This window comes from Ectopseudomonas toyotomiensis (genome assembly GCF_017167985.1).
In the GTDB taxonomy this organism is placed as follows: Bacteria; Pseudomonadota; Gammaproteobacteria; order Pseudomonadales; family Pseudomonadaceae; genus Aquipseudomonas; species Aquipseudomonas toyotomiensis.
In genome coordinates this window covers 1,503,679-1,522,469 of sequence record NZ_CP070505.1, presented here as the reverse complement: position 1 = coordinate 1,522,469, position 18,791 = coordinate 1,503,679, and the positions used below count along the sequence as shown (strand labels likewise).

20 protein-coding genes and 1 pseudogene are annotated in these 18,791 nt (G+C 63.3%); 12 read left to right on the top strand and 9 right to left on the bottom strand.

Translation table 11 applies throughout. The features are described from left to right. Positions 1-37 precede the first annotated feature (37 nt). From rpe to trpC, 6 genes and pseudogenes are all read left to right on the top strand, one after another. A complete protein-coding gene (gene rpe / locus JWV26_RS07070; RefSeq protein WP_012019851.1) occupies positions 38-712 on the top strand; it encodes a ribulose-phosphate 3-epimerase in 675 nt (224 codons plus the stop codon). Beyond that, positions 709-1,529, top strand: a pseudogene (locus JWV26_RS07065) (phosphoglycolate phosphatase). Before rpe ends, JWV26_RS07065 begins: the two are co-directional and overlap by 4 nt. A 67-nt stretch (positions 1,530-1,596) precedes the next feature. Next, positions 1,597-3,087 (top strand): anthranilate synthase component I, encoded by a 1,491-nt coding sequence (trpE, locus tag JWV26_RS07060; RefSeq protein ID WP_072425049.1) that lies wholly within the window; start codon positions 1,597-1,599, stop codon positions 3,085-3,087. Positions 3,088-3,100: 13 nt separating this feature from the next. After that, positions 3,101-3,697 carry an aminodeoxychorismate/anthranilate synthase component II gene (locus JWV26_RS07055; protein ID WP_021488787.1) on the top strand — a complete coding sequence of 199 codons (597 nt, stop codon included), beginning with the start codon at positions 3,101-3,103 and terminating at the stop codon, positions 3,695-3,697. Next, complete coding sequence (gene trpD / locus JWV26_RS07050) at positions 3,694-4,740, top strand: anthranilate phosphoribosyltransferase (RefSeq protein ID WP_072425050.1); 1,047 nt, start codon at positions 3,694-3,696, stop codon at positions 4,738-4,740. The genes JWV26_RS07055 and trpD overlap by 4 nt, the downstream gene beginning before the upstream one ends. After that, positions 4,737-5,576 (top strand): indole-3-glycerol phosphate synthase TrpC, encoded by an 840-nt coding sequence (gene trpC, locus JWV26_RS07045; protein WP_072425051.1) that lies wholly within the window; start codon positions 4,737-4,739, stop codon positions 5,574-5,576. The genes trpD and trpC overlap by 4 nt, the downstream gene beginning before the upstream one ends. Before the next feature lie 49 nt (positions 5,577-5,625). On the opposite strand, the gene crp is transcribed toward trpC, so the two are convergent. Further along, on the bottom strand, positions 5,626-6,270 hold the full coding sequence (crp, locus tag JWV26_RS07040; protein ID WP_017675648.1) for a cAMP-activated global transcriptional regulator CRP: 645 nt from the start codon (positions 6,268-6,270) through the stop codon (positions 5,626-5,628). Positions 6,271-6,504: 234 nt separating this feature from the next. On the opposite strand from crp, the gene JWV26_RS07035 reads away from it, so the two are divergent. Further along, complete coding sequence (locus JWV26_RS07035) at positions 6,505-6,927, top strand: OsmC family protein (RefSeq protein WP_017675647.1); 423 nt, start codon at positions 6,505-6,507, stop codon at positions 6,925-6,927. Positions 6,928-6,972: 45 nt separating this feature from the next. On the opposite strand, the gene coq7 is transcribed toward JWV26_RS07035, so the two are convergent. Both coq7 and JWV26_RS07025 read right to left on the bottom strand, forming a co-directional pair. After that, on the bottom strand, positions 6,973-7,620 hold the full coding sequence (gene coq7, locus JWV26_RS07030; protein WP_021488790.1) for a 2-polyprenyl-3-methyl-6-methoxy-1,4-benzoquinone monooxygenase: 648 nt from the start codon (positions 7,618-7,620) through the stop codon (positions 6,973-6,975). Positions 7,621-7,911: 291 nt separating this feature from the next. Then, the gene (locus JWV26_RS07025) at positions 7,912-8,739 is read right to left on the bottom strand and encodes a formylglycine-generating enzyme family protein (RefSeq protein ID WP_206418696.1); all 828 of its coding nucleotides are present in this window, start codon (positions 8,737-8,739) and stop codon (positions 7,912-7,914) included. A gap of 123 nt (positions 8,740-8,862) precedes the next feature. Between JWV26_RS07025 and JWV26_RS07020 the strand changes: the two genes are divergently transcribed. Continuing rightward, positions 8,863-10,344 (top strand): AAA family ATPase, encoded by a 1,482-nt coding sequence (locus JWV26_RS07020; RefSeq protein WP_206419184.1) that lies wholly within the window; start codon positions 8,863-8,865, stop codon positions 10,342-10,344. Between the two features lie 8 nt (positions 10,345-10,352). On the opposite strand, the gene JWV26_RS07015 is transcribed toward JWV26_RS07020, so the two are convergent. From JWV26_RS07015 to hemJ, 5 genes are all read right to left on the bottom strand, one after another. Continuing rightward, positions 10,353-11,141: an SDR family NAD(P)-dependent oxidoreductase gene (locus tag JWV26_RS07015; protein ID WP_206418695.1), complete on the bottom strand. Its 789-nt coding sequence runs from the start codon at positions 11,139-11,141 to the stop codon at positions 10,353-10,355. Positions 11,142-11,150: 9 nt separating this feature from the next. Beyond that, on the bottom strand, positions 11,151-12,131 hold the full coding sequence (locus JWV26_RS07010; RefSeq protein WP_206418694.1) for a DUF805 domain-containing protein: 981 nt from the start codon (positions 12,129-12,131) through the stop codon (positions 11,151-11,153). Between the two features lie 124 nt (positions 12,132-12,255). Beyond that, the gene (locus JWV26_RS07005) at positions 12,256-13,518 is read right to left on the bottom strand and encodes an alanine racemase (protein ID WP_206418693.1); all 1,263 of its coding nucleotides are present in this window, start codon (positions 13,516-13,518) and stop codon (positions 12,256-12,258) included. Continuing rightward, a complete protein-coding gene (locus JWV26_RS07000) occupies positions 13,515-14,477 on the bottom strand; it encodes an NAD(P)H-dependent flavin oxidoreductase (RefSeq protein ID WP_206418692.1) in 963 nt (320 codons plus the stop codon). Before JWV26_RS07000 ends, JWV26_RS07005 begins: the two co-directional genes overlap by 4 nt. Positions 14,478-14,487: 10 nt before the next feature. Then, positions 14,488-14,916 (bottom strand): protoporphyrinogen oxidase HemJ, encoded by a 429-nt coding sequence (gene hemJ / locus JWV26_RS06995; RefSeq protein ID WP_017675639.1) that lies wholly within the window; start codon positions 14,914-14,916, stop codon positions 14,488-14,490. A gap of 134 nt (positions 14,917-15,050) precedes the next feature. On the opposite strand from hemJ, the gene argC reads away from it, so the two are divergent. From argC to erpA, 4 genes are all read left to right on the top strand, one after another. After that, the gene (argC, locus tag JWV26_RS06990; protein ID WP_072425058.1) at positions 15,051-16,085 is read left to right on the top strand and encodes an N-acetyl-gamma-glutamyl-phosphate reductase; all 1,035 of its coding nucleotides are present in this window, start codon (positions 15,051-15,053) and stop codon (positions 16,083-16,085) included. Next, entirely contained in the window at positions 16,082-16,825 is a 744-nt protein-coding gene (locus tag JWV26_RS06985) for a DUF6776 family protein (protein WP_241201280.1), read from the top strand. The genes argC and JWV26_RS06985 overlap by 4 nt, the downstream gene beginning before the upstream one ends. Further along, positions 16,815-17,225 carry a bactofilin family protein gene (locus JWV26_RS06980; RefSeq protein WP_196459465.1) on the top strand — a complete coding sequence of 137 codons (411 nt, stop codon included), beginning with the start codon at positions 16,815-16,817 and terminating at the stop codon, positions 17,223-17,225. The genes JWV26_RS06985 and JWV26_RS06980 overlap by 11 nt, the downstream gene beginning before the upstream one ends. A 72-nt stretch (positions 17,226-17,297) precedes the next feature. Next, positions 17,298-17,648 (top strand): iron-sulfur cluster insertion protein ErpA, encoded by a 351-nt coding sequence (erpA, locus tag JWV26_RS06975; RefSeq protein WP_003463426.1) that lies wholly within the window; start codon positions 17,298-17,300, stop codon positions 17,646-17,648. A 50-nt stretch (positions 17,649-17,698) separates the two neighbouring features. On the opposite strand, the gene JWV26_RS06970 is transcribed toward erpA, so the two are convergent. Further along, positions 17,699-18,790 carry an anhydro-N-acetylmuramic acid kinase gene (locus tag JWV26_RS06970; protein WP_206418691.1) on the bottom strand — a complete coding sequence of 364 codons (1,092 nt, stop codon included), beginning with the start codon at positions 18,788-18,790 and terminating at the stop codon, positions 17,699-17,701. Between the last annotated feature and the right edge of the window lies 1 nt (position 18,791).

The following is an 18,791-nucleotide window of genomic DNA, read 5'->3' as shown; positions in this document are numbered from 1 at the left end:
TGCGCGCCACCGTGACCAAAGCCCTTAGAGGTGCGCCATGCAACCCTTCGCCATCGCCCCGTCGATCCTTTCCGCCGACTTCGCCCGTCTGGGTGAGGAAGTGGACAACGTACTCGCCGCCGGGGCGGACATCGTCCACTTCGATGTCATGGACAACCACTACGTGCCCAACCTGACCATCGGCCCGATGGTCTGTGCAGCGCTGCGCAAGTACGGCATCACCGCTCCGATCGACGCGCATCTGATGGTCAAGCCGGTGGATCGCATAATCGGTGATTTCATCGAGGCCGGTGCTTCCTACATCACCTTCCACCCTGAAGCCTCCGAGCACATCGACCGTTCGCTGCAACTGATCAAGGCTGGTGGCGCCAAGGCCGGCCTGGTGTTCAACCCGGCCACCCCGCTGGACGTGCTCAAGTACGTGATGGACAAGGTCGACATGATCCTTTTGATGAGCGTCAACCCCGGTTTCGGCGGGCAGAAGTTCATCCCCGGTACCCTCGACAAGCTGCGTGAGGCCCGTGCGCTGATCGATGCCAGTGGACGCGAGATTCGCCTGGAGATCGACGGTGGCGTCAACGTGCAGAACATCCGCGAGATCGCCGAAGCAGGTGCTGACACCTTCGTCGCCGGCTCGGCGATCTTCAACCAGCCGGACTACAAGGCCGTGATCGACGCCATGCGCGCCGAACTGGCCCAGGTGCGTGGATGAAACCGCTGCGCGCGCTGTGCGGCGGCGAGCTGCCGCGCCTGGTGATGTTCGACCTGGACGGCACGCTGATCGACTCGGTGCCCGATCTGGCCGCAGCGGTCGACCGTATGCTGGTCGAGCTGGGTCGCCCAGCGGCTGGCGTTGAATACGTGCGTGACTGGGTCGGCAACGGCGCGCGGGTGCTGGTGCGCCGCGCCCTGGCCGGCGGTCTGGATCACGCTGCAGTGGGCGAGGTCGAGACGGAAGAGGCACTGGCGCGCTTTCTTGATATCTACGCCGACTGCCACAACCTGACCGCGCTGTACCCGGGCGTGCACGAGCTGCTCGAAGCGCTTAGCACAGCGGCTGTCGAGCTCGCCGTGGTGACCAACAAGCCGGAGCGCTTCGTCGCGCCGCTGCTGGAACAGGTCGGCCTCGGCGGTTACTTCCGTTGGATCATCGGTGGCGACACCCTGCCGCAGCAGAAGCCTGACCCGGCGGCGCTGCTGCAGGTGATGCGTCTGGCTGGGGTGGAGGCGGCGCAATCGTTGTTCGTCGGCGACTCGCACAACGACGTGCTGGCCGCGCGCGCTGCCGCGGTGCCCTGCATCGCCGTGAGTTACGGCTACAACCACGGCCGGCCGATTGCTGAAGAGCGGCCAAGCCTGGTGGTCGATAGCCTGGCCGAGTTGCTCTGATAGTTGCTTAGCCTGAGCGGCTGCGCTACCGTGGCCGCTCTCCTTATTCCCCCGCCTGTCGAGATCGCACCGTGGTGGTTAGCTGCAAACTCTGGATGAAAGTGATCAAGGCTCTGGCCCGTTGGCGCTGGCGCGCCTGATCTCGTCCTGCCGCCGCCGCGCGGCCCGTTTGCACCCGACCGTTTACCCCGAGCCATGAGGCTGATCATGACCCATGAAGAATTCCTGCGTTTAGCCGCTGAAGGCTACAACCGCATTCCGCTTGCCTGCGAAACCATCGCCGACTTCGACACGCCGCTGTCGATCTACCTGAAACTGGCCGATGCGCCCAACTCCTACCTGCTGGAGTCCGTGCAGGGCGGCGAAAAGTGGGGCCGCTACTCGATCATCGGTCTGCCGGCGCGCACCGTGCTGCGTGTGCAGGGTCATGAGGTTGTGGTCACCACCGACGGCGTCGAGGTCGAGCGTCATGAGTGCGCCGATCCGCTGGCCTTCGTCGAGCAGTTCAAGGCGCGCTACAAGGTGCCGACCATCGCCGGGCTGCCGCGTTTCAATGGTGGCCTGGTCGGTTACTTCGCCTATGACAGCGTGCGTTACGTCGAACCCAAGCTGGCTGCCGGAGTGAATCCCGACGCGCTGGGCACGCCGGACATCCTGCTCAACGTCTCCGATGCTGTGGTGGTGTTCGATAATCTGGCCGGCAAGATGCACGCCATCGTCCTGGCCGATCCGGCTGAAAGCGATGCCTTCGAGCGTGGCCAGCAGCAATTGCAGGACATCCTGCACAAGCTGCGTCAGCCGTTCACCCCGCGCCTGGGCGTGGACCTGAACAAGCCGGCAGGTGCCGAGCCGGCGTTCCGTTCCAGCTTCAGCCGCGAGGATTACGAACGCTCGGTCAGCGCCATCAAGGATTACATCCTGGCTGGCGACTGCATGCAGGTGGTGATTTCCCAGCGCATGTCGATCCCGTTCAAGGCTGCACCGATTGACCTTTATCGCGCGCTGCGCTGCATCAACCCGACGCCTTACATGTACTTCTTCAACTTCGGCGACTTCCACGTGGTGGGTTCGTCGCCTGAGGTGCTGGTACGCGTCGAGGACAACCTGGTCACCGTGCGGCCAATCGCCGGCACCCGTCCGCGCGGTGCCACCGAGGAGGCCGACCTGGCGCTGGAAGAAGACCTGCTGGCCGATGCCAAGGAAGTCGCCGAGCACCTGATGCTGATCGACCTGGGCCGCAACGACACCGGACGCGTCTCGGAAATCGGTTCGGTGAAACTGACCGAGAAGATGGTCATCGAGCGCTATTCCAACGTCATGCACATCGTTTCCAACGTCACCGGCGAGCTGAAAAAGGGCCTGACCTCGATGGACGCCCTGCGCGCCATCCTGCCGGCCGGCACCCTGTCCGGTGCACCGAAGATTCGCGCCATGGAAATCATCGACGAGCTGGAGCCGGTCAAGCGCGGCGTCTATGGCGGTGCAGTCGGTTACTACGCCTGGAACGGCAACATGGACACCGCCATCGCCATCCGCACCGCGGTGATCAAGGACGGCGAGCTGCACGTACAGGCCGGCGCCGGCATCGTCGCCGACTCGGTGCCTGCGCTGGAGTGGGAAGAAACGTTGAACAAGCGCCGCGCGATGTTCCGCGCCGTCGCGCTCGCTGAACAGACTGCCGTCCAGGCCCAGGAATAAGAGGAGCCGTACCATGCTTTTGATGATCGACAACTACGACTCCTTCACCTACAACGTCGTGCAGTACCTGGGTGAGCTGGGTGCCGACGTGCACGTGATTCGTAACGATGAACTGACCATCGCTGAGATCGAGGCTCTGCAGCCCGAGCGCATCGTCGTTTCGCCCGGCCCCTGCACGCCGACCGAGGCGGGGGTGTCCATCGAGTCCATCCTGCATTTCGCCGGCAAGCTGCCGATCCTGGGTGTCTGCCTTGGCCACCAGAGCATCGGCCAGGCCTACGGCGGTGATGTGGTGCGCGCGCGCCAGGTGATGCATGGCAAGACCAGCCCGGTGTTCCATGAGGACAAGGGCGTGTTCGCCGGCCTCAACAACCCGCTCACCGTGACCCGCTATCATTCCCTGGTGGTCAAGCGCGAAACCCTGCCGGATTGCCTGGAGATCACCGCCTGGACCCAGCATGAAGACGGCTCGGTCGACGAGATCATGGGCCTGCGCCACAAGACCCTGAACATCGAGGGCGTGCAGTTTCACCCCGAATCCATCCTCACCGAGCAGGGCCACGAACTGTTCGCCAACTTCCTCAAGCAGACCGGAGGCGTGCGCGCATGAATATCAAGGAAGCCCTGGGCCGCATCGTCGCCCAGCTCGATCTGACCACCGAGGAAATGCAGGCGGTGATGCGCGAGATCATGACCGGTCAGTGCACCGACGCGCAGATCGGCGCTTTCCTCATGGGCATGCGCATGAAGAGCGAAACCATCGACGAGATCGTCGGTGCCGCCAGCGTCATGCGCGAGCTGGCCGCACCAGTGGTCATCGACGCCGAGCGGCTGGTCGACACCTGCGGCACCGGTGGCGATGGCATGAACATCTTCAACGTCTCCACCGCCGCGGCCTTCGTCGTCGCCGCGGCCGGTGGCAAGGTGGCCAAGCACGGCAACCGCGCAGTCTCCGGCAAGAGTGGCAGCGCCGATCTGCTGGAAGCCGCTGGCGTCTACCTGGGGCTCAAACCCGAGCAGGTCGCGCGCTGCGTCGAGAGCGTGGGCGTCGGCTTCATGTTCGCGCCGTCTCATCACGGGGCGATGAAGCACGCCATCGGCCCGCGCCGCGAGCTGGGCCTGCGCACCATCTTCAACATGCTTGGCCCGATGACCAACCCGGCAGGCGCCAGGCATCAGGTCATCGGTGTATTCAGCCAGGCGCTGTGCCGGCCGATGGCCGAAGTGCTGCAGCGTCTGGGCAGCGAGCACGTACTGGTGGTGCACGCGCAGGATGGGTTGGACGAGATCAGCCTGGCTGCGCCGACCTTCATTGCCGAACTCAGGAATGGCACGGTCAGCGAGTACCGCATCCAGCCCGAGGATTTCGGTATCAAGAGTCAGAGCCTGATCGGCCTGACCGTCGACAACGCCGAGCAGTCGCTGGCGCTGATCCACGATGCCCTCGGCCGGCGCAAGACCGACAACGGTCAGAAAGCCGCTGATATGATCGTGCTCAATGCTGGCGCGGCGCTCTATGCTGCTGACCATGCCAGCAGCCTGCGCGAAGGCATGCAGCTGGCGCATGACGCCCTGCACACCGGCCTGGCGCGCGAGAAGCTGGAAGAGCTGGTGTCCTTTACCGCGGTATTCAAACAGGAGAACGAAGGGTGAGCGTGCCAACCGTACTGGAGAAGATCGTCGCCCGTAAGTTCGAGGAAGTCGCGGCGCGCCGTGCTCAGGTCAGCCTGGCCGAGGTCGAGGCTGCTGCGCGCAGTGCCGACGCACCGCGTGGCTTCGCTCGTGCGCTGCTCGAGCAGGCGGCGCGCAAGCAACCGGCCGTGATCGCCGAGATCAAGAAGGCCTCGCCGAGCAAGGGCGTGCTGCGCGCTGACTTCGTGCCAGCGGATATCGCCCGCAGCTACGAGGCGGGGGGCGCCACCTGCCTGTCGGTGCTGACCGATATCGATTTCTTCCAGGGTGCCGACCAGTACCTGCAACAGGCCCGCGCGGCCTGTGCGTTGCCGGTGATCCGCAAGGACTTCATGGTCGATCCGTACCAGATCGTCGAAGCCCGCGCACTGGGCGCCGACTGCGTGCTGCTGATCGTGTCCTGCCTGGATGACGTGCGCATGGCCGAGCTGGCCTCGGTGGCCAAGGACGTCGGCCTCGACGTCCTGGTCGAGGTGCATGACGGCGCCGAACTGGAGCGGGCGTTGAATACGTTGGACACACCACTGGTGGGGATCAACAACCGCAATCTGCACACCTTCGATGTCAGCCTGGAAACCACCCTCGATCTGCTGCCGCGTATTCCGCGTGATCGCCTGGTGGTGACCGAAAGTGGCATTCTCAATCGCGCTGATGTCGAGCTGATGGAGATCAACCAGGTCTATGCCTTCCTGGTCGGAGAAGCTTTCATGCGGGCGGAAAGTCCGGGTAGCGAATTGCAGCGTCTGTTCTTTCCCGAGCGTGGCCGGCCTGCAGTGATCGGCACGGACCCGGAATAACGCGCATGAAAAAGCCGGCAATCAAGCCGGCTTTTTCTATTGGGGCTGTTCAGCGTGTGCCGAAGACCACCATGGTCTTCCCTTTGACGTGTACCAGGCCCTGCTCTTCCAGGGACTTGAGCACTCGGCCGACCATCTCACGGGAGCAGCCGACGATGCGGCCGATTTCCTGACGCGTGATCTTGATCTGCATGCCATCCGGATGGGTCATCGCGTCCGGCTGCTTGCACAGGTCGAGCAGGGTGCGCGCTACACGGCCAGTGACATCGAGGAAGGCCAGGTCGCCGACCTTGCGCGTGGTATTGCGCAGGCGCTCGGCCATCTGGCTGCCGAGGGCGAAGAGGATTTCGGGGTCTTGCTGGGTCAGTTCGCGGAACTTGGCGTAGCTGATTTCCGCGACTTCGCATTCGGTCTTGGCGCGAACCCAGGCGCTGCGTTCCTTCTCTGAACCATCCTTCTCGAACAGGCCCATCTCGCCGAAAAAGTCGCCAGAGTTCAGATAGGCGATGATCATTTCACGGCCATCGTCATCCTCGATCAGGATGGTGACCGAGCCCTTGACGATGAAGAACAAGGTTTCGCAGCGATCACCTGCGTAGATGATGGTGCTTTTGGCTGTGTAACGACGACGATGACAATGCGCAAGAAGCTTGTCGAGGTTCTTGATTTTTGGTGTAAGGGTAATAGCAACCATGCCCGAGTCCCGAATATGAAAAGTGAAGGCCTTTGTCCAACGGCAATTTCTTATTTGTTATCCGGCCAAGTGTGCCAGCATTCCGACGCCAGCTTAACAGACATACTATGACTAGGTAGTTTTTTGCGACCTGGGTAACGTAACTATGCGGAACTTTCGCGCATTCGGCGCACATCGGATCGCGGCCTGCCTGTGTTAATCTGCCGAACTTTTCCACTCTGGGAGCCAATATCGATGAAAGCGCGTGTGCAATGGGCCGGTGAAGCTCTGTTCCTCGGCGAGTCCGGTAGTGGCCATGCCGTGGTGATGGACGGTCCGCCCGATGCCGGTGGTCGTAATCTCGGTGTTCGACCGATGGAGATGTTGCTGATCGGCCTCGGTGGCTGCAGCAACTTCGATGTGGTCAGCATTCTGCGCAAGGGCCGTCAGCCGGTAGAAAGCTGCGAAGTGTTCCTCGACGCCGAGCGCGCAGGCGAGGAGCCCAAGGTGTTCACCAAGATTCACCTGCACTTCGTGGTCAAGGGCCGTGGACTGAAAGAGGCTCAGGTGAAAAGGGCGGTGGAGTTGTCGGCGGAGAAGTACTGCTCGGCCTCGATCATGCTGGGTCGTGCCGGCGTCGATATCAGCCACGATTACGAAATCGTCGAACTGGGCTGAGGTTCGCTGAAAATGACGGGGGCGCCAATGGCGCCCTCGTTCGTTTCAGACGCGGTAGGTGCTCTTGGTCATCACCTTCGACAGCAAGGTCATGCCGAACTTGATCGGCGCCGGGAAGCGCACACCGCCCGCCGCCAGGGCACTGTTGGCATGTTGCTGTTCGTCGATGCGCATCTGCTCGAGGATGGCGCGCGACTTGGCGTCATGCTCGGGCAGTTGCTCCAGGTGCTCGTCCAGGTGTTTGCACACCTGGTCTTCGGTGGCGGCGACGAAGCCGAGGCTGACGCGATCACTGACAAGCCCGGCAACGGCGCCAACACCGAACGACAGACCGTAGAACAGCGGGTTGAGCACGCTGGGTTGGCTGCCCAGCTCACGAATGCGCTGCTCGCACCAGGCCAGGTGGTCGATTTCCTCATCGGCCGCATGCTCCATGGCGCTACGCACTTGCGGCAGCTTGGCGGTCAGCGCCTGGCCCTGATAGAGCGCCTGGGCGCAGACTTCACCGGTGTGATTGATGCGCATCAGGCCGGCGACGTGGCGCGACTCCTCACTGCTCAGCTCGGTCTCGTTCTGCACGATGGCAGGCGAGGGGCGACTCGACGCGCCGCTGAATGGCAGCAGCGTGCGCAGCGCGGCATCGGCTTGCAGCAGCAGGCGGTCGACGGGGGAATACTGGCGTTCGCTGGCCATGGGGCACCTCCAGAGGTAACAACAGCGCTAGTCTACTGCAAAGTCGCCAGGTCGTCCGTGGCTCAGAGGCTGTTCTAAAGTCTCGCGAGCTAGGATCGTGCAATACCGATGGCGGCCCCGCAAAAACAGGTGAGGAACGGTTGGAGTCGCGGACGACTGTACTTTTGTACATTCGCATGACTCGCTCCGCTCACCCCTTCGGGGCCGCCCTGAAGGACGTTGGCCGCAAGCGGCCTCCGAGCCTGTTTTTAACGCAGCAGGGTCGACGTGGAGCAGACTTTGGGCAGTCTCTCAGGGTAGCTCGCGCAGCACGCGAAACCCCAGGGCATAGTCGCGGTGATGCGGTTGCTTGAGATCACGCATGCTGCTGCGCAGGTAGACCGGGCCACTGTTCCAGGCGCCGCCGCGCACCACGCGCGGGCTGCTGTCGAGCAGGCCGGCGCTCTGCGTTTCGCTGCCGTCGAAGCGCTGGGTGAAGTTCGACGCCGTCCACTCCCAGACATTGCCCGCGGTGTCATGCAAGCCGAAGCCATTGGCCGGGAACTGGCCGACGGCTGCCGTCTTGTTGCGCAACAGGCGCGAGCTGGCGCAGCCGCGGCAGTGAGCGCGTGGCGCCTGCTCGCTGCTGTCGAGTTGCTCGCCCCACCAGTAGTAGCTCTGGCTGCCTCCGCGTGCTGCATACTCCCATTCGGCTTCGGTCGGTAGGCGATAGCGTGCGCCCGTCTCGCGTGACAACCACTGGGTGTAGGCGTGAGCGTCACGCCAGGACACATGAATCACCGGGCGCTGCGCCGAAAGGCCCCAGCCCTCGTTGTCAGGCATGGGCAGCCCGTTGGCGTCGGCGTACTTCTGCCAGTCGGCGAAGGTGACTTCGTAGCGGCCGATGGCGAAGGGTTGATCGAAAGCAATCGATCGTTGCGGCCGCTCGTTGTCATTGCCGCGACCGCTGGCATCGCCCATGCGGAACTCGCCAGCCGGAATCACCACCATTTCGGGGCCCTGAGCGCCGCCGGGCAACGGGTCGCTGATGGTTTCGGTAGCAACGGCCGGCAGGTTAACCAGCAGGCCGGCTGCGATGGCCATGGATACTGTGACGCAACGCGCTTTCAGCACTTGCACGGCGTGATGCCTCCGGCGACGATCTGCGTGTTCAGGCGGTCCATGCGGTAAGTTCTCGATTCTGTGAAGCCGCGGATGGTAACCCTGCGTGCCTGGCTGGCCAAATCTCACAAGGAGTCGGTGTTGAAGAACGATATTCATGATCTTGGACTGGTGCTGGACTCCAAGGTCAAGCTGGTGGTGATCGAGTCCTGGGACGAGCTGCGCGTGCTGGAGACCCTGACTGGCCTGGCGATCAAGCGCGGCCTCGGTCTGCACACCTGGTCGGTGACCGAGGGCCTGCAGCGTCTGGGTTTCGGCGGCGCACCAATGGACGAGTCACCGACCCTGGAGCCCGAAGCGGCGCTGCGCATGATCAAGGTCGATCCGCAGCCGAACCTCTACGTGATGTGCGACCTGCATCCCTTCCTTGATGACAACCCCAGGCTGGTGCGCCTGCTCAAGGAAATCGCCATGAGCGAGGCCGCGCACAAGCCGACGCTGGTGCTGGTGTCGCATGCGCTCAAGCTGCCTGCCGAAGTACAGCGTTTCGCGGCTCGTTTCAGTCTTGCGCTGCCGTCGGAAGACGAGCTGCTGAGCATCGTGCGTGACGAGGCGACGCGTTGGAGCGAAGGCAATCGCGGCGCACGCGTGCGCACCGACAACCGTACCTTGCAGCAGGTGGTGAAGAACCTGCGCGGCCTCAGTCATGCCGAGGCACGGGCGCTGGCGCGCAACGTGATCTGCGATGATGGCGCGATCACCCAGGAAGACATCCCGGAGCTGAACAAGACCAAGTTTCAGCTGCTGGATCTGGAGGGTGTGCTCAGCTTCGAATACGACACTGCGCGCTTCGCAGAAGTCGGCGGGTTGGTCAACCTCAAGCGCTGGCTGGCCGAACGTCAGGCCGGCTTTCTCGAAGGCAAGCTCCTGGATGCGCCGAAAGGCGTGATGCTGGTCGGCGTACAGGGCGGGGGCAAGAGCCTGGCGGCCAAGGCCGTGGCCGGACTCTGGGGCTTGCCGCTGCTGCGTCTGGATTTCGCCTGCCTGTACAACAAGTTCTTCGGCGAGACCGAGCGTAATCTGCGTGAGGCGCTACGTCTGGCCGAACAGATGGCGCCCTGCGTGCTGTGGATGGACGAGGTGGAGAAGGGGTTGGCCAGTGGCGACCACGACGGTGGCGTGAGCCAGCGCGTGCTCGGCACCCTGCTGACCTGGATGGCCGAGCGCAAGGCACCGGTGTTCGTGGTGGCCACGGCCAATGCCATCGACCGTCTGCCGCCGGAACTGGTGCGCAAGGGGCGCTTCGACGAGCTGTTCTTCGTCGACCTGCCCAGTGCTGAGGTGCGGGCCGACATCTTCCGTATCCACCTGCAACGCCGTGAACTGGAACCAGGCAACTTCGATCTCGCGCAGCTGGCTGCTGCCAGCGAGGGCTACTCGGGTGCCGAGATCGAGCAGGCAGTGGTCAGCGCGCTGTACGCTGGTCAGGCGCAGCAGCAGGCGGTCGATCAGGGGTTGCTGCTGCGCGCACTGCAGAGCACCGCGCCGCTGTCGGTGGTAATGGCCGAGCGGTTGATGGCGTTGCGAGAGTGGGCCGATGGGCGCACGGTCAATGCCGGCTGAGTACCCGGTCAGGCGCCGGTGAAGGGGCGGGTCAGGCGAGCACTGAGTTTGCGTACCAGCCAGCGCGGCGCGAGGCGTGGACTCAGGGCCAGCAGGCGGTTGCGCCAGCCGGGAATGATGATGGCGCGGTTCTTTTCCAGTGCGCGCACGGTGATCAGCGCCACTTCCTCGGCGCTCATCATCAGCTTGCTGCCGGTAATCCGCGCGACGTCCATCTGCGCTGCACGGAAAAAGGCGCTGTGGGTCGGGCCGGGGCAAAGTACTGACACACGCACGCCGCGGCTTCTCAGCTCTTCGCGCAACCCCTCGGAAAAGTTCAGCACATAGGCCTTGCTGGCGTAGTAACTGCTCATCCAGGGGCCGGGCTGGAAGGCCGCGACCGAGGCGACGTTGAGAATCTGCCCGCTGCCGTGCTCGGCCATGCGCTGACCAAGTGCGTGACACAGGCGGGTCAGCGCCAACACGTTGACTTCCAACTGCTCCAGCTCGCGACTCCAGTCCTGCTCCAGGAACGGACCGGCGCAGCCGAGGCCGGCGTTGTTCACCAGCAGATCGACATGCCACTGGCCTTCTTCCAGCTCCAGCAGCAGGCCGGACAATTGCAGCGGCTCGCTCAGGTCGCAGAGACGAAACAGCACTTCGACGCCGAAGCGCTGGGCCAACTCGCAGGCGATGCTTTCCAGGGCATCACGCCGGCGCGCCACCAGGATCAGGTTGCGCCCCCGGCGTGCCAGAGCTTCGGCCAAGGCCAGGCCAATGCCGCTGGACGCTCCGGTGATCAATGCATAGCTGCGCATGGTCGGGAATTACTGCTCCTGATATTCGGCGGCACGCTCGACATAGCCCTGATACTGGGGAATGGCGATGGCGGCGACGATACCGGTCACTGGTACCAGCAGGAACAACCAGGCCAGTACCTTGACTGCAGTGCTGTTGGGGGGCGGCGGTGGGCCGTAGCGGTTGACGCCTTGAGTGCCTGGGATGATCAGCATCAGCAGGGCGAACACGCTGCCGACCACCGGGATCAGGTGTACCAGCAGCAGCCAGCCGGACCAACCGATGTCATGCAGACGCTGTACGCCGATGAAGATGCCGATCACCACCGCGGCAATACTGACGATGCCCAGCGCCAACATGGCCAGGGTCGAGGACATCGCGGCAATGCCGGTACCGATCAACATGATTGGGATGAAACACAGCGTCATCGCCATCAGCCAGCCCAGGTAACGCACGCGGCCGATCCGGCCGCTGACGCCGAGGACCTTGAGTTCGGAGTACTGCGGCAATTGCTCGGCGACATTCGCCTGTGGCGGTGCGTAGGGCGATGCAGTCGCTGCGGCAGGCACCGGGGCCGGAGCGGCTTCGGCCAGCTGTGCCTGGCGAGCGAGGTATTTCTCGATGATGATGCCGCAGGCGGAGCACTCGCTCGCCTTGGCCTGCTCATGACCGCATTTGGGGCAGGTCATGTGAGTGCTGGTGGGGGAGGGCGTAGCCACTTCTTGAGGTGCGGTCTCCTGATGATCATCCGTAGGCACCAAGCTCAGGCTGGCGGCCTGATCCAGCTCCTTGCGCACCTTGGCCCCCGCCTTCTGCAAAGCATTGAGGTACTGCTCCGCCTCGCCTTCGCCCAGATCACGCTTGAGCGCCACCGGCGTTCCGCTGAACAGACTGTCGATACGGGCAAGGTCGCTCTTGAACAGGCGGGCCAGGTTTGTCTTGACCATTTCCAACGATGCCTCGGGCATCAGTTGGCCGTCGAACACGATCTTGTAACGCGGTTGATTCATGCGAGCTTCCTTGTCGGCGGGAAGTGGGGGGAGCGAGCGCCCGTTGAGCAGCAAGCGAGGCATAAGCCTAGAGTGCCGCAAGGCCAATATACAAGCGGCCTGAAGCGCCTCTCATGGCTATTTTTCAGCTGTCGCCTATTGTGCTCCAGCGGCCGACCAGCTGGCCGCGGCGTAGTAGACGTATTTCGCTGAAATCGCCCAGCACACCTTCGCTGATCGCGGGGCGCAGAAATACCCAATCGTTACTCGTCAGTCGTGTGCCTTTACCACCCACCAGGCGCTCCTGATTGGCGCTACGGCCGTAGAGTTTGTCGTAGTCGAGCCCGGTCGGTGAGACGGGCTGTGCCGGCCAGCGACCGCCGTAGAGGTAGTAGGCGTTCTCTCGGTTGGGGTTCCAGGCGCTGATCAGAGGCTGCAGCGGTTGCAGGTAGGGCAAGGCGCCGTCGACCACCTTGAGTATGGGGCTGGCGATCCACAGGGCCGGCTGATGCTCCTTGAGCAGTGGCGTGTCGAACTCCGCGGGCTTGAGCAGGGCGGAACCGACGGCGACTTCATTGAGCGAAGTCTCCTGCTGGCTGTGCAGCAGGTAGGTCAGGCTGCCGGCACCGTTGAGCAGCGGCTTTGCTGGCCAAAGATCGCTGAACCCCTGAGCGCTGCTGATGAATAGTCGATAGCGCTCATCGGTCTCCCTGAATGCGCGTAACTGATTCTGCCAGGGTGGGCTGTGTGCGACATGCGCGTCATATCCCATCAGCCCCTGCAGACGCAGTGCCGGCAGCTGACGAAGTTGCAGCAGCGCCTGAGCCAGCGCCTGCGGGGTGGCGAAACCGCCGCGCTCCAGGCCGACGTCGATTTCCAGCGCAATGCGCAGCGGTCGCCCCAGCGCCTTGGCCAATTCACCGTATTGCATCAGGCGCTGCTGGCTGTCGATCAGCCAGGTAACCTGGCGGTCGGGATCGAAATCCAGGTGGTGCGCAAGCTGGCGATAGAAGTTCAGCGCAGCGGCAACCGGCATGGGTTTGCCAAGCAGCAGGTCGGCCTGGGGAAAACTCCTGGCCAGGCGATTCAATTGCGGCTGATGAAAGACCATGAAGCGCTGGGTCTGCAGGCGCTTGGCCAGGTATTCCAGCAGGCCGGTGCTGGCCAGTGATTTGGCCACCAGGCGCAGCTGGAGGTGACCGCCCAGTCTTGCGGCCAGCAGGTCGGCGTTGGCGTCGAGCCGATCGAGGTCGAGCAGCAGGGTGGGGATGCCCTCGCCATCGCGCTGCAGCTGCCGGTTGAGCTCGGCGAAGTAGGCCTCATGCTCGCGACCTCGATCAGTTGGGCGCAGCGCCCAGCCGCCGAGCAGACCGAGCGCGCCCAGGCCCAGCAGATGGCGACGCTTCATCGCGGCCAGCGTTGCCCCAGTGCTTGGCTACGTGTCAGTGCGGCGCGATATTCATGGTCGAGTCGCGACACCAGCTCCTGCACCGACGGCAGGTCGTCGATGCCGCCGACGCCCTGGCCGGCCGACCAGACGGTTTTCCAGGCCTTGGCTTCTTCATCCATCGGCTTGAGCTTCTCGCCGTAGTTGATATCGCCCTTGTTCTGCAGCTGTTTCAGGTCGTAGCCGGCCTGTTCCAGGCTCTGGCGCATGAAGCTGGCCGGTACACCGGACACGGCGGGTGTGTGAATGATGTCGGCGGCTCGCGCTTCGAGAATCATCGCCTTGTAATCGGCCGACGCATTGTTCTCGGTCGTGGCGATGAAGCGCGTGCCCATATAGGCCAGGTCGGCACCGAGCAACTGCGCGGCGAGAATTTCGTGGCCGTGGTTGAGGCAGCCGGACAGCAGCACGGTCTTGTCGAAGAACTGACGAATCTCGGCCAGCAGGGCGAAGGGGCTCCAGGTCCCGGCGTGGCCGCCAGCGCCGGCTGCCACGGCGATCAGGCCATCCACGCCGGCCTCGGCAGCTTTTTCAGCATGGCGGCGGGTGGTCACGTCATGGAACACCAAGCCGCCGTAGCTGTGCACCGTATCGACCACTTCCTTCACCGCGCCCAGGCTGGTGATGACGATGGGCACGCGGTGTTCGACGCAGATGGCCAGATCCGCCTGCAGGCGTGGGTTGCTGTTATGCACGATCAAATTGACGGCATAGGGCGCGGCGTTGCTCGCCAGGCTGGCTTCGATCTCGTCGAGCCAGGCGGCGAAACCGGCGCTCTCGCGCTGGTTCAGCGCCGGAAAGCTGCCGACGATGCCGCTGTTGCAGCAGGCACTGACCAGCGCCGGGTTGGACACCAGAAACATCGGCGCAGCTACCAGAGGCAGGCGCAGGCGTTGATCGAGCAGGGCAGGCAGAGACATGGCGAACTCCTCAGAAGGGGCGGACGACGACCAGGATTACGATGCCCAGCAGGGCCAACACCGGCGCTTCATTGAACCAACGATAGAACACGTGACTACGGCTGTTCTCGCCGCGGGCAAAGCGCTTGAGCTGAGCGCCGCAGAGGTGGTGATAGATCACCAGCGCCACTACCAGCGTGAGCTTGGCGTGCATCCAGCCTTGCGTGAAGTAGTAAGCCGAATTGAGGCTGAGTAACCAGATGCCCAGGCCCAGCGTGGCGATCATCGAGGGGATCATGATGCCGCGATACAGCTTGCGCTCCATGATGCAGAAGCGTTCGTGGCTGGCGGCATCGCTGCTCATGGCGTGATAGACGAACAGACGCGGCAGGTAGAACAGGCCGGCGAACCAGCAGACCATGGCGATGATGTGCAGAGCCTTGAGCCAGAGATAGAGCATTTTCGCTTCCCGCGCTGAAAAATGGCCTCGATAGTAGAGGCAGCTGACGGTCTGCGTCACCTCTGCGGTTGGAGCTTGGCCGATGCGGCTTTATCATCGGCAACTTTCCAATGGCTTTTGCAAAGGGGCATGTGATGATCAAGGTCGGTATCGTCGGCGGCACGGGCTACACCGGTGTCGAATTGCTGCGTCTGCTGGCGCAACACCCGCAGGCAGAGGTGAGCGTGATCACTTCCCGTTCCGAGGCCGGCCTGCGCGTCGACGAGATGTACCCCAATCTGCGCGGCCACTACCCCGAACTCGCGTTCAGCGTGCCGGATGTCGCCACCCTGGGCGCCTGTGATGTGGTGTTCTTCGCCACCCCGCACGGCGTGGCCCATGCGCTGGCTGGTGAGTTGCTCGCTGCGGGCACGCGAGTGATCGACCTCTCCGCTGACTTCCGTCTGCAGGATGCCGAGGAGTGGGCCAAGTGGTACGGCCAGCCGCATGGGGCTCCCGAGCTGCTGAGCGAGGCGGTGTACGGTCTGCCCGAGGTCAATCGTGAGGCGATCAAGACTGCGCGCCTGATCGCCGTCCCCGGCTGCTACCCGACCGCCACTCAGCTGGGGCTGATCCCATTGCTGGAAGCCGGCTTGGCCGATGCCGGCAGCCTGATCGCTGACTGCAAGAGCGGCGTCAGCGGTGCCGGCCGTGGTGCCAGCGTTGGCTCGCTGTTCTGTGAGGCCGGCGAGAGCATGAAGGCCTACTCGGTCAAGGGCCACCGTCACCTGCCGGAGATTCGCCAGGGGCTGCGCCAGGCAGCAGGTAGCGATGTCGGCCTTACCTTCGTGCCACACCTGACACCGATGATTCGTGGCATTCACGCGACCCTCTATGCGCGCGTGGCCGATGCCTCGGTCGATCTGCAGGCACTGTTCGAGAAGCGTTACGCTGGCGAGCCTTTCGTCGATGTGATGCCCGCGGGCAGCCATCCGGAAACCCGCAGTGTGCGCGGAGGCAACGTTTGCCGCATCGCCGTGCACCGTCCGCAGGGCGGCGACCTGGTGGTGGTGCTCTCGGTGATCGACAACCTGGTCAAGGGGGCCTCCGGCCAGGCGGTGCAGAACATGAACATCCTCTTCGGTCTCGACGAGCGTCTCGGCCTGTCGCACGCGGCCCTGCTGCCGTGATACCGGGCTGGGAGGTCCGCCTCAGCGATCCGCGTCGTGAGCGCAGACGGCGTTGGCTGCAACTGCTGCTGGTACTCGCCGTACCGGCGGCCTTTGCTCTGGGATGGTACTGGCCACAGGTGCAGCCACAGCAGACGCCCGAGGATACGCACGCACTGCTGACCCGTGTTGCCGAACAGGAGCAGGAGCTGGAACTGTTGCGCCAGCGCCTGGCTGTGGTTGGCAGTAGCGACAAGGTCACTCAGCAGGCCATGGAGCAGAATCGCCGCACCATCAAGCTGCTGGAGGAGCAGATCTTCAAGCAGCAGCAGGATCTGGCCTTCTATAAAGGCGTGTTGGCGCCTGCCAGTCGTCGTGAAGGCATTCGTATTCGCGCCTTTGAGCTGCAAGCCACGGACGCGCCGCAGCGATTCCGCTACAAATTGCTGATGAGCCGAGTCGGTACCAGTGATGAGGCATTGCAGGGGCGTTTGCGTATCACGGTCGAAGGACTGCAGGACGGTAAGCCGGCCACCTTGGAGCTGGCGGCGCTGTCCGACGAGGTCAGCGAGAGCAGCATTGCCTTCTCTTTCAAGCACTTCCAGTCCTTCCCCGAAGCGGGGCGTTTCGGCGAGCTACAACTACCTGAGGGCTTCGAGCCGCGTCAGGTCAAGGTTCAGGCGGAGGTCGAGGGCGACAAACCGCTGAGCCGTACATTCGAATGGATAAAATCAGGAGCGATAGCTACCCATGTGGAGTAAAGACAAGACCAAACCCGACTTGCAGCGCTTCAGCGGTAAGACCAGCCTGATTGCCGCTGGCGCCGAGCTGTTGGGCGACATGCGCTTTCAGGGCGCGGTGCAAGTGGATGGTCGGGTCACCGGTAATCTGTTGGCTACCGAAGGTCTGGTGCGTGTAAGTGCAGGCGGCCTGGTTGAAGGTGAGATACGCGCACCCCATATAGTGATCGATGGAGAGGTGAGTGGTGATGTGTTCGCCAGCAGCCATCTTGAGCTGGGTTCACGCTCACGGGTTCGCGGCAACCTGCATTATGGCCTGATGGAGATGGCCATGGGGGCGCAGATCGAGGGGCGCCTTTGTCACCTCAAGGATGGTGAGCGGCCACTCGAGCTTCCCGCTACGCTGGAAATCGAGCAATAGTTGACCAATTTCGTCGGGCAAGCGGATAATGCACGCCCAAAGCAGTATGGCGCATGGCGCCGGGAGTCCAGAATGAGCGTCGAAACCTTCACCCCTGCCCCCTTGCACTTTACTCAAGGCGCGGCCAGCAAGGTGAAGAACCTGGTCGATGAAGAGGGCAATCCGCGTCTGAAGCTGCGCGTGTTCGTCACGGGCGGCGGCTGCTCGGGCTTTCAGTACGGCTTTACCTTCGATGAGGACGTGGCTGAGGACGACACCATCGTCGAGCGTGAAGGCGTGAGTCTGGTGGTCGACGCCATGAGCTTCCAGTATCTGGCTGGTTCGGAGGTCGACTATCAGGAAGGGCTGGAAGGTTCGCGTTTCGTGATCAAGAACCCCAATGCCACCACTACCTGTGGTTGCGGGTCGTCCTTCTCGATCTGAATGCTCCGCCTGATGACAGACGCCGCGCTCGATGCGCGGCGTTTTCGTTTTCAGGCCGGGTAGATGGCGCCGAGCACGCGCAGGCCTTTGGCGCCGGTTACGCTCGGGCGATTGCCAGCAATGCCTTCAAGTGCGCAATGTGCCAGCCAGGCGAAGGCCATGGCTTCGACCCAGTCCGGGTCTACACCCTCAGTCGCGGTGCTGCTGACCTCGGTTCCTGCCAGCATCTCGTTCAGACGCTTCATCAAGCAAGCGTTGTGAGCGCCGCCACCACACACCAGCAGAGCGTCCGTGTGAGCTTGCGCGTTGCGCAAGGCGCTGACGACACTGCGCGCAGTGAGTTCTACCAGGGTCGCCTGAACGTCTTCGCCGGCCAACTGTGGCAATGCTTGCAGATGGCCAAGCAACCAGTCGAGATTGAACAGCTCGCGACCGGTACTCTTCGGTCCCTGAGTGGCGAAGAAGGGATCGCTCAGCAGCCGTTTCAATAGCTCCGGGTGGACGGTACCGCTGGCTCCCCAGGCACCATCACGGTCATAGGCCAGGCCCTGGCAATGCTGAATCCAGGCGTCGAGCAGAACGTTGCCAGGGCCGCTGTCGAATCCCAGAACCTCCTGGCCGGGTGAAAGCAGACTGAGGTTACTGAAACCGCCGACATTGAGCACGGCGACCTGCCGCTGGCTATTGCCGAACAGATCATGGTGGAAGGCTGGGACCAGGGGAGCCCCTTGACCGCCTGCAGCCACATCGCGACGGCGAAAGTCTGCGACCACGCAAATGCCCGTAAGCTCGGCCAGCAATGCCGGGTTGCCAATCTGGATGGTGAAGCCGCGCGCCGGTTCATGGCGCACGGTCTGGCCATGGCTACCGATGGCGCGAATCTGCTGCGCGGTTAGGTTCTGTTGCTGCAGGAGTTCGTTGATAGCGGCAGCGGCCAGTTCGACCCAGCGCTGTTCTGCAATGGCTGCGCGCGCCAGTTCATCATCACCCGAGGTGCACAGCGCCAGCAGGTCGCTACGCAGCTGTTCTGGCATGGGGCGATAGAGGGTGGCGAGCAGGTGAGGGCGCTGATCTTGATCGATCAGCGCGATGTCCAGCCCATCCAGGCTGGTGCCGGACATCACGCCGATATAGAGGGGCACG

Excerpts from the sequence above, each read along its gene's own strand:
- rpe (WP_012019851.1), top strand. The coding sequence starts at position 38 with ATGCAACCCTTCGCCATCGCCCCGTCGATCCTTTCCGCCGACTTCGCC.
- trpE (WP_072425049.1), top strand. The coding sequence starts at position 1,597 with ATGACCCATGAAGAATTCCTGCGTTTAGCCGCTGAAGGCTACAACCGC.
- JWV26_RS07055 (WP_021488787.1), top strand. The coding sequence starts at position 3,101 with ATGCTTTTGATGATCGACAACTACGACTCCTTCACCTACAACGTCGTG.
- trpD (WP_072425050.1), top strand. The coding sequence starts at position 3,694 with ATGAATATCAAGGAAGCCCTGGGCCGCATCGTCGCCCAGCTCGATCTG.
- crp (WP_017675648.1), bottom strand. The coding sequence starts at position 6,270 with ATGGTTGCTATTACCCTTACACCAAAAATCAAGAACCTCGACAAGCTT.
- JWV26_RS07035 (WP_017675647.1), top strand. The coding sequence starts at position 6,505 with ATGAAAGCGCGTGTGCAATGGGCCGGTGAAGCTCTGTTCCTCGGCGAG.
- coq7 (WP_021488790.1), bottom strand. The coding sequence starts at position 7,620 with ATGGCCAGCGAACGCCAGTATTCCCCCGTCGACCGCCTGCTGCTGCAA.
- JWV26_RS07015 (WP_206418695.1), bottom strand. The coding sequence starts at position 11,141 with ATGCGCAGCTATGCATTGATCACCGGAGCGTCCAGCGGCATTGGCCTG.
- JWV26_RS07010 (WP_206418694.1), bottom strand. The coding sequence starts at position 12,131 with ATGAATCAACCGCGTTACAAGATCGTGTTCGACGGCCAACTGATGCCC.
- JWV26_RS07005 (WP_206418693.1), bottom strand. The coding sequence starts at position 13,518 with ATGAAGCGTCGCCATCTGCTGGGCCTGGGCGCGCTCGGTCTGCTCGGC.
- JWV26_RS07000 (WP_206418692.1), bottom strand. The coding sequence starts at position 14,477 with ATGTCTCTGCCTGCCCTGCTCGATCAACGCCTGCGCCTGCCTCTGGTA.
- hemJ (WP_017675639.1), bottom strand. The coding sequence starts at position 14,916 with ATGCTCTATCTCTGGCTCAAGGCTCTGCACATCATCGCCATGGTCTGC.
- argC (WP_072425058.1), top strand. The coding sequence starts at position 15,051 with ATGATCAAGGTCGGTATCGTCGGCGGCACGGGCTACACCGGTGTCGAA.
- JWV26_RS06980 (WP_196459465.1), top strand. The coding sequence starts at position 16,815 with ATGTGGAGTAAAGACAAGACCAAACCCGACTTGCAGCGCTTCAGCGGT.
- erpA (WP_003463426.1), top strand. The coding sequence starts at position 17,298 with ATGAGCGTCGAAACCTTCACCCCTGCCCCCTTGCACTTTACTCAAGGC.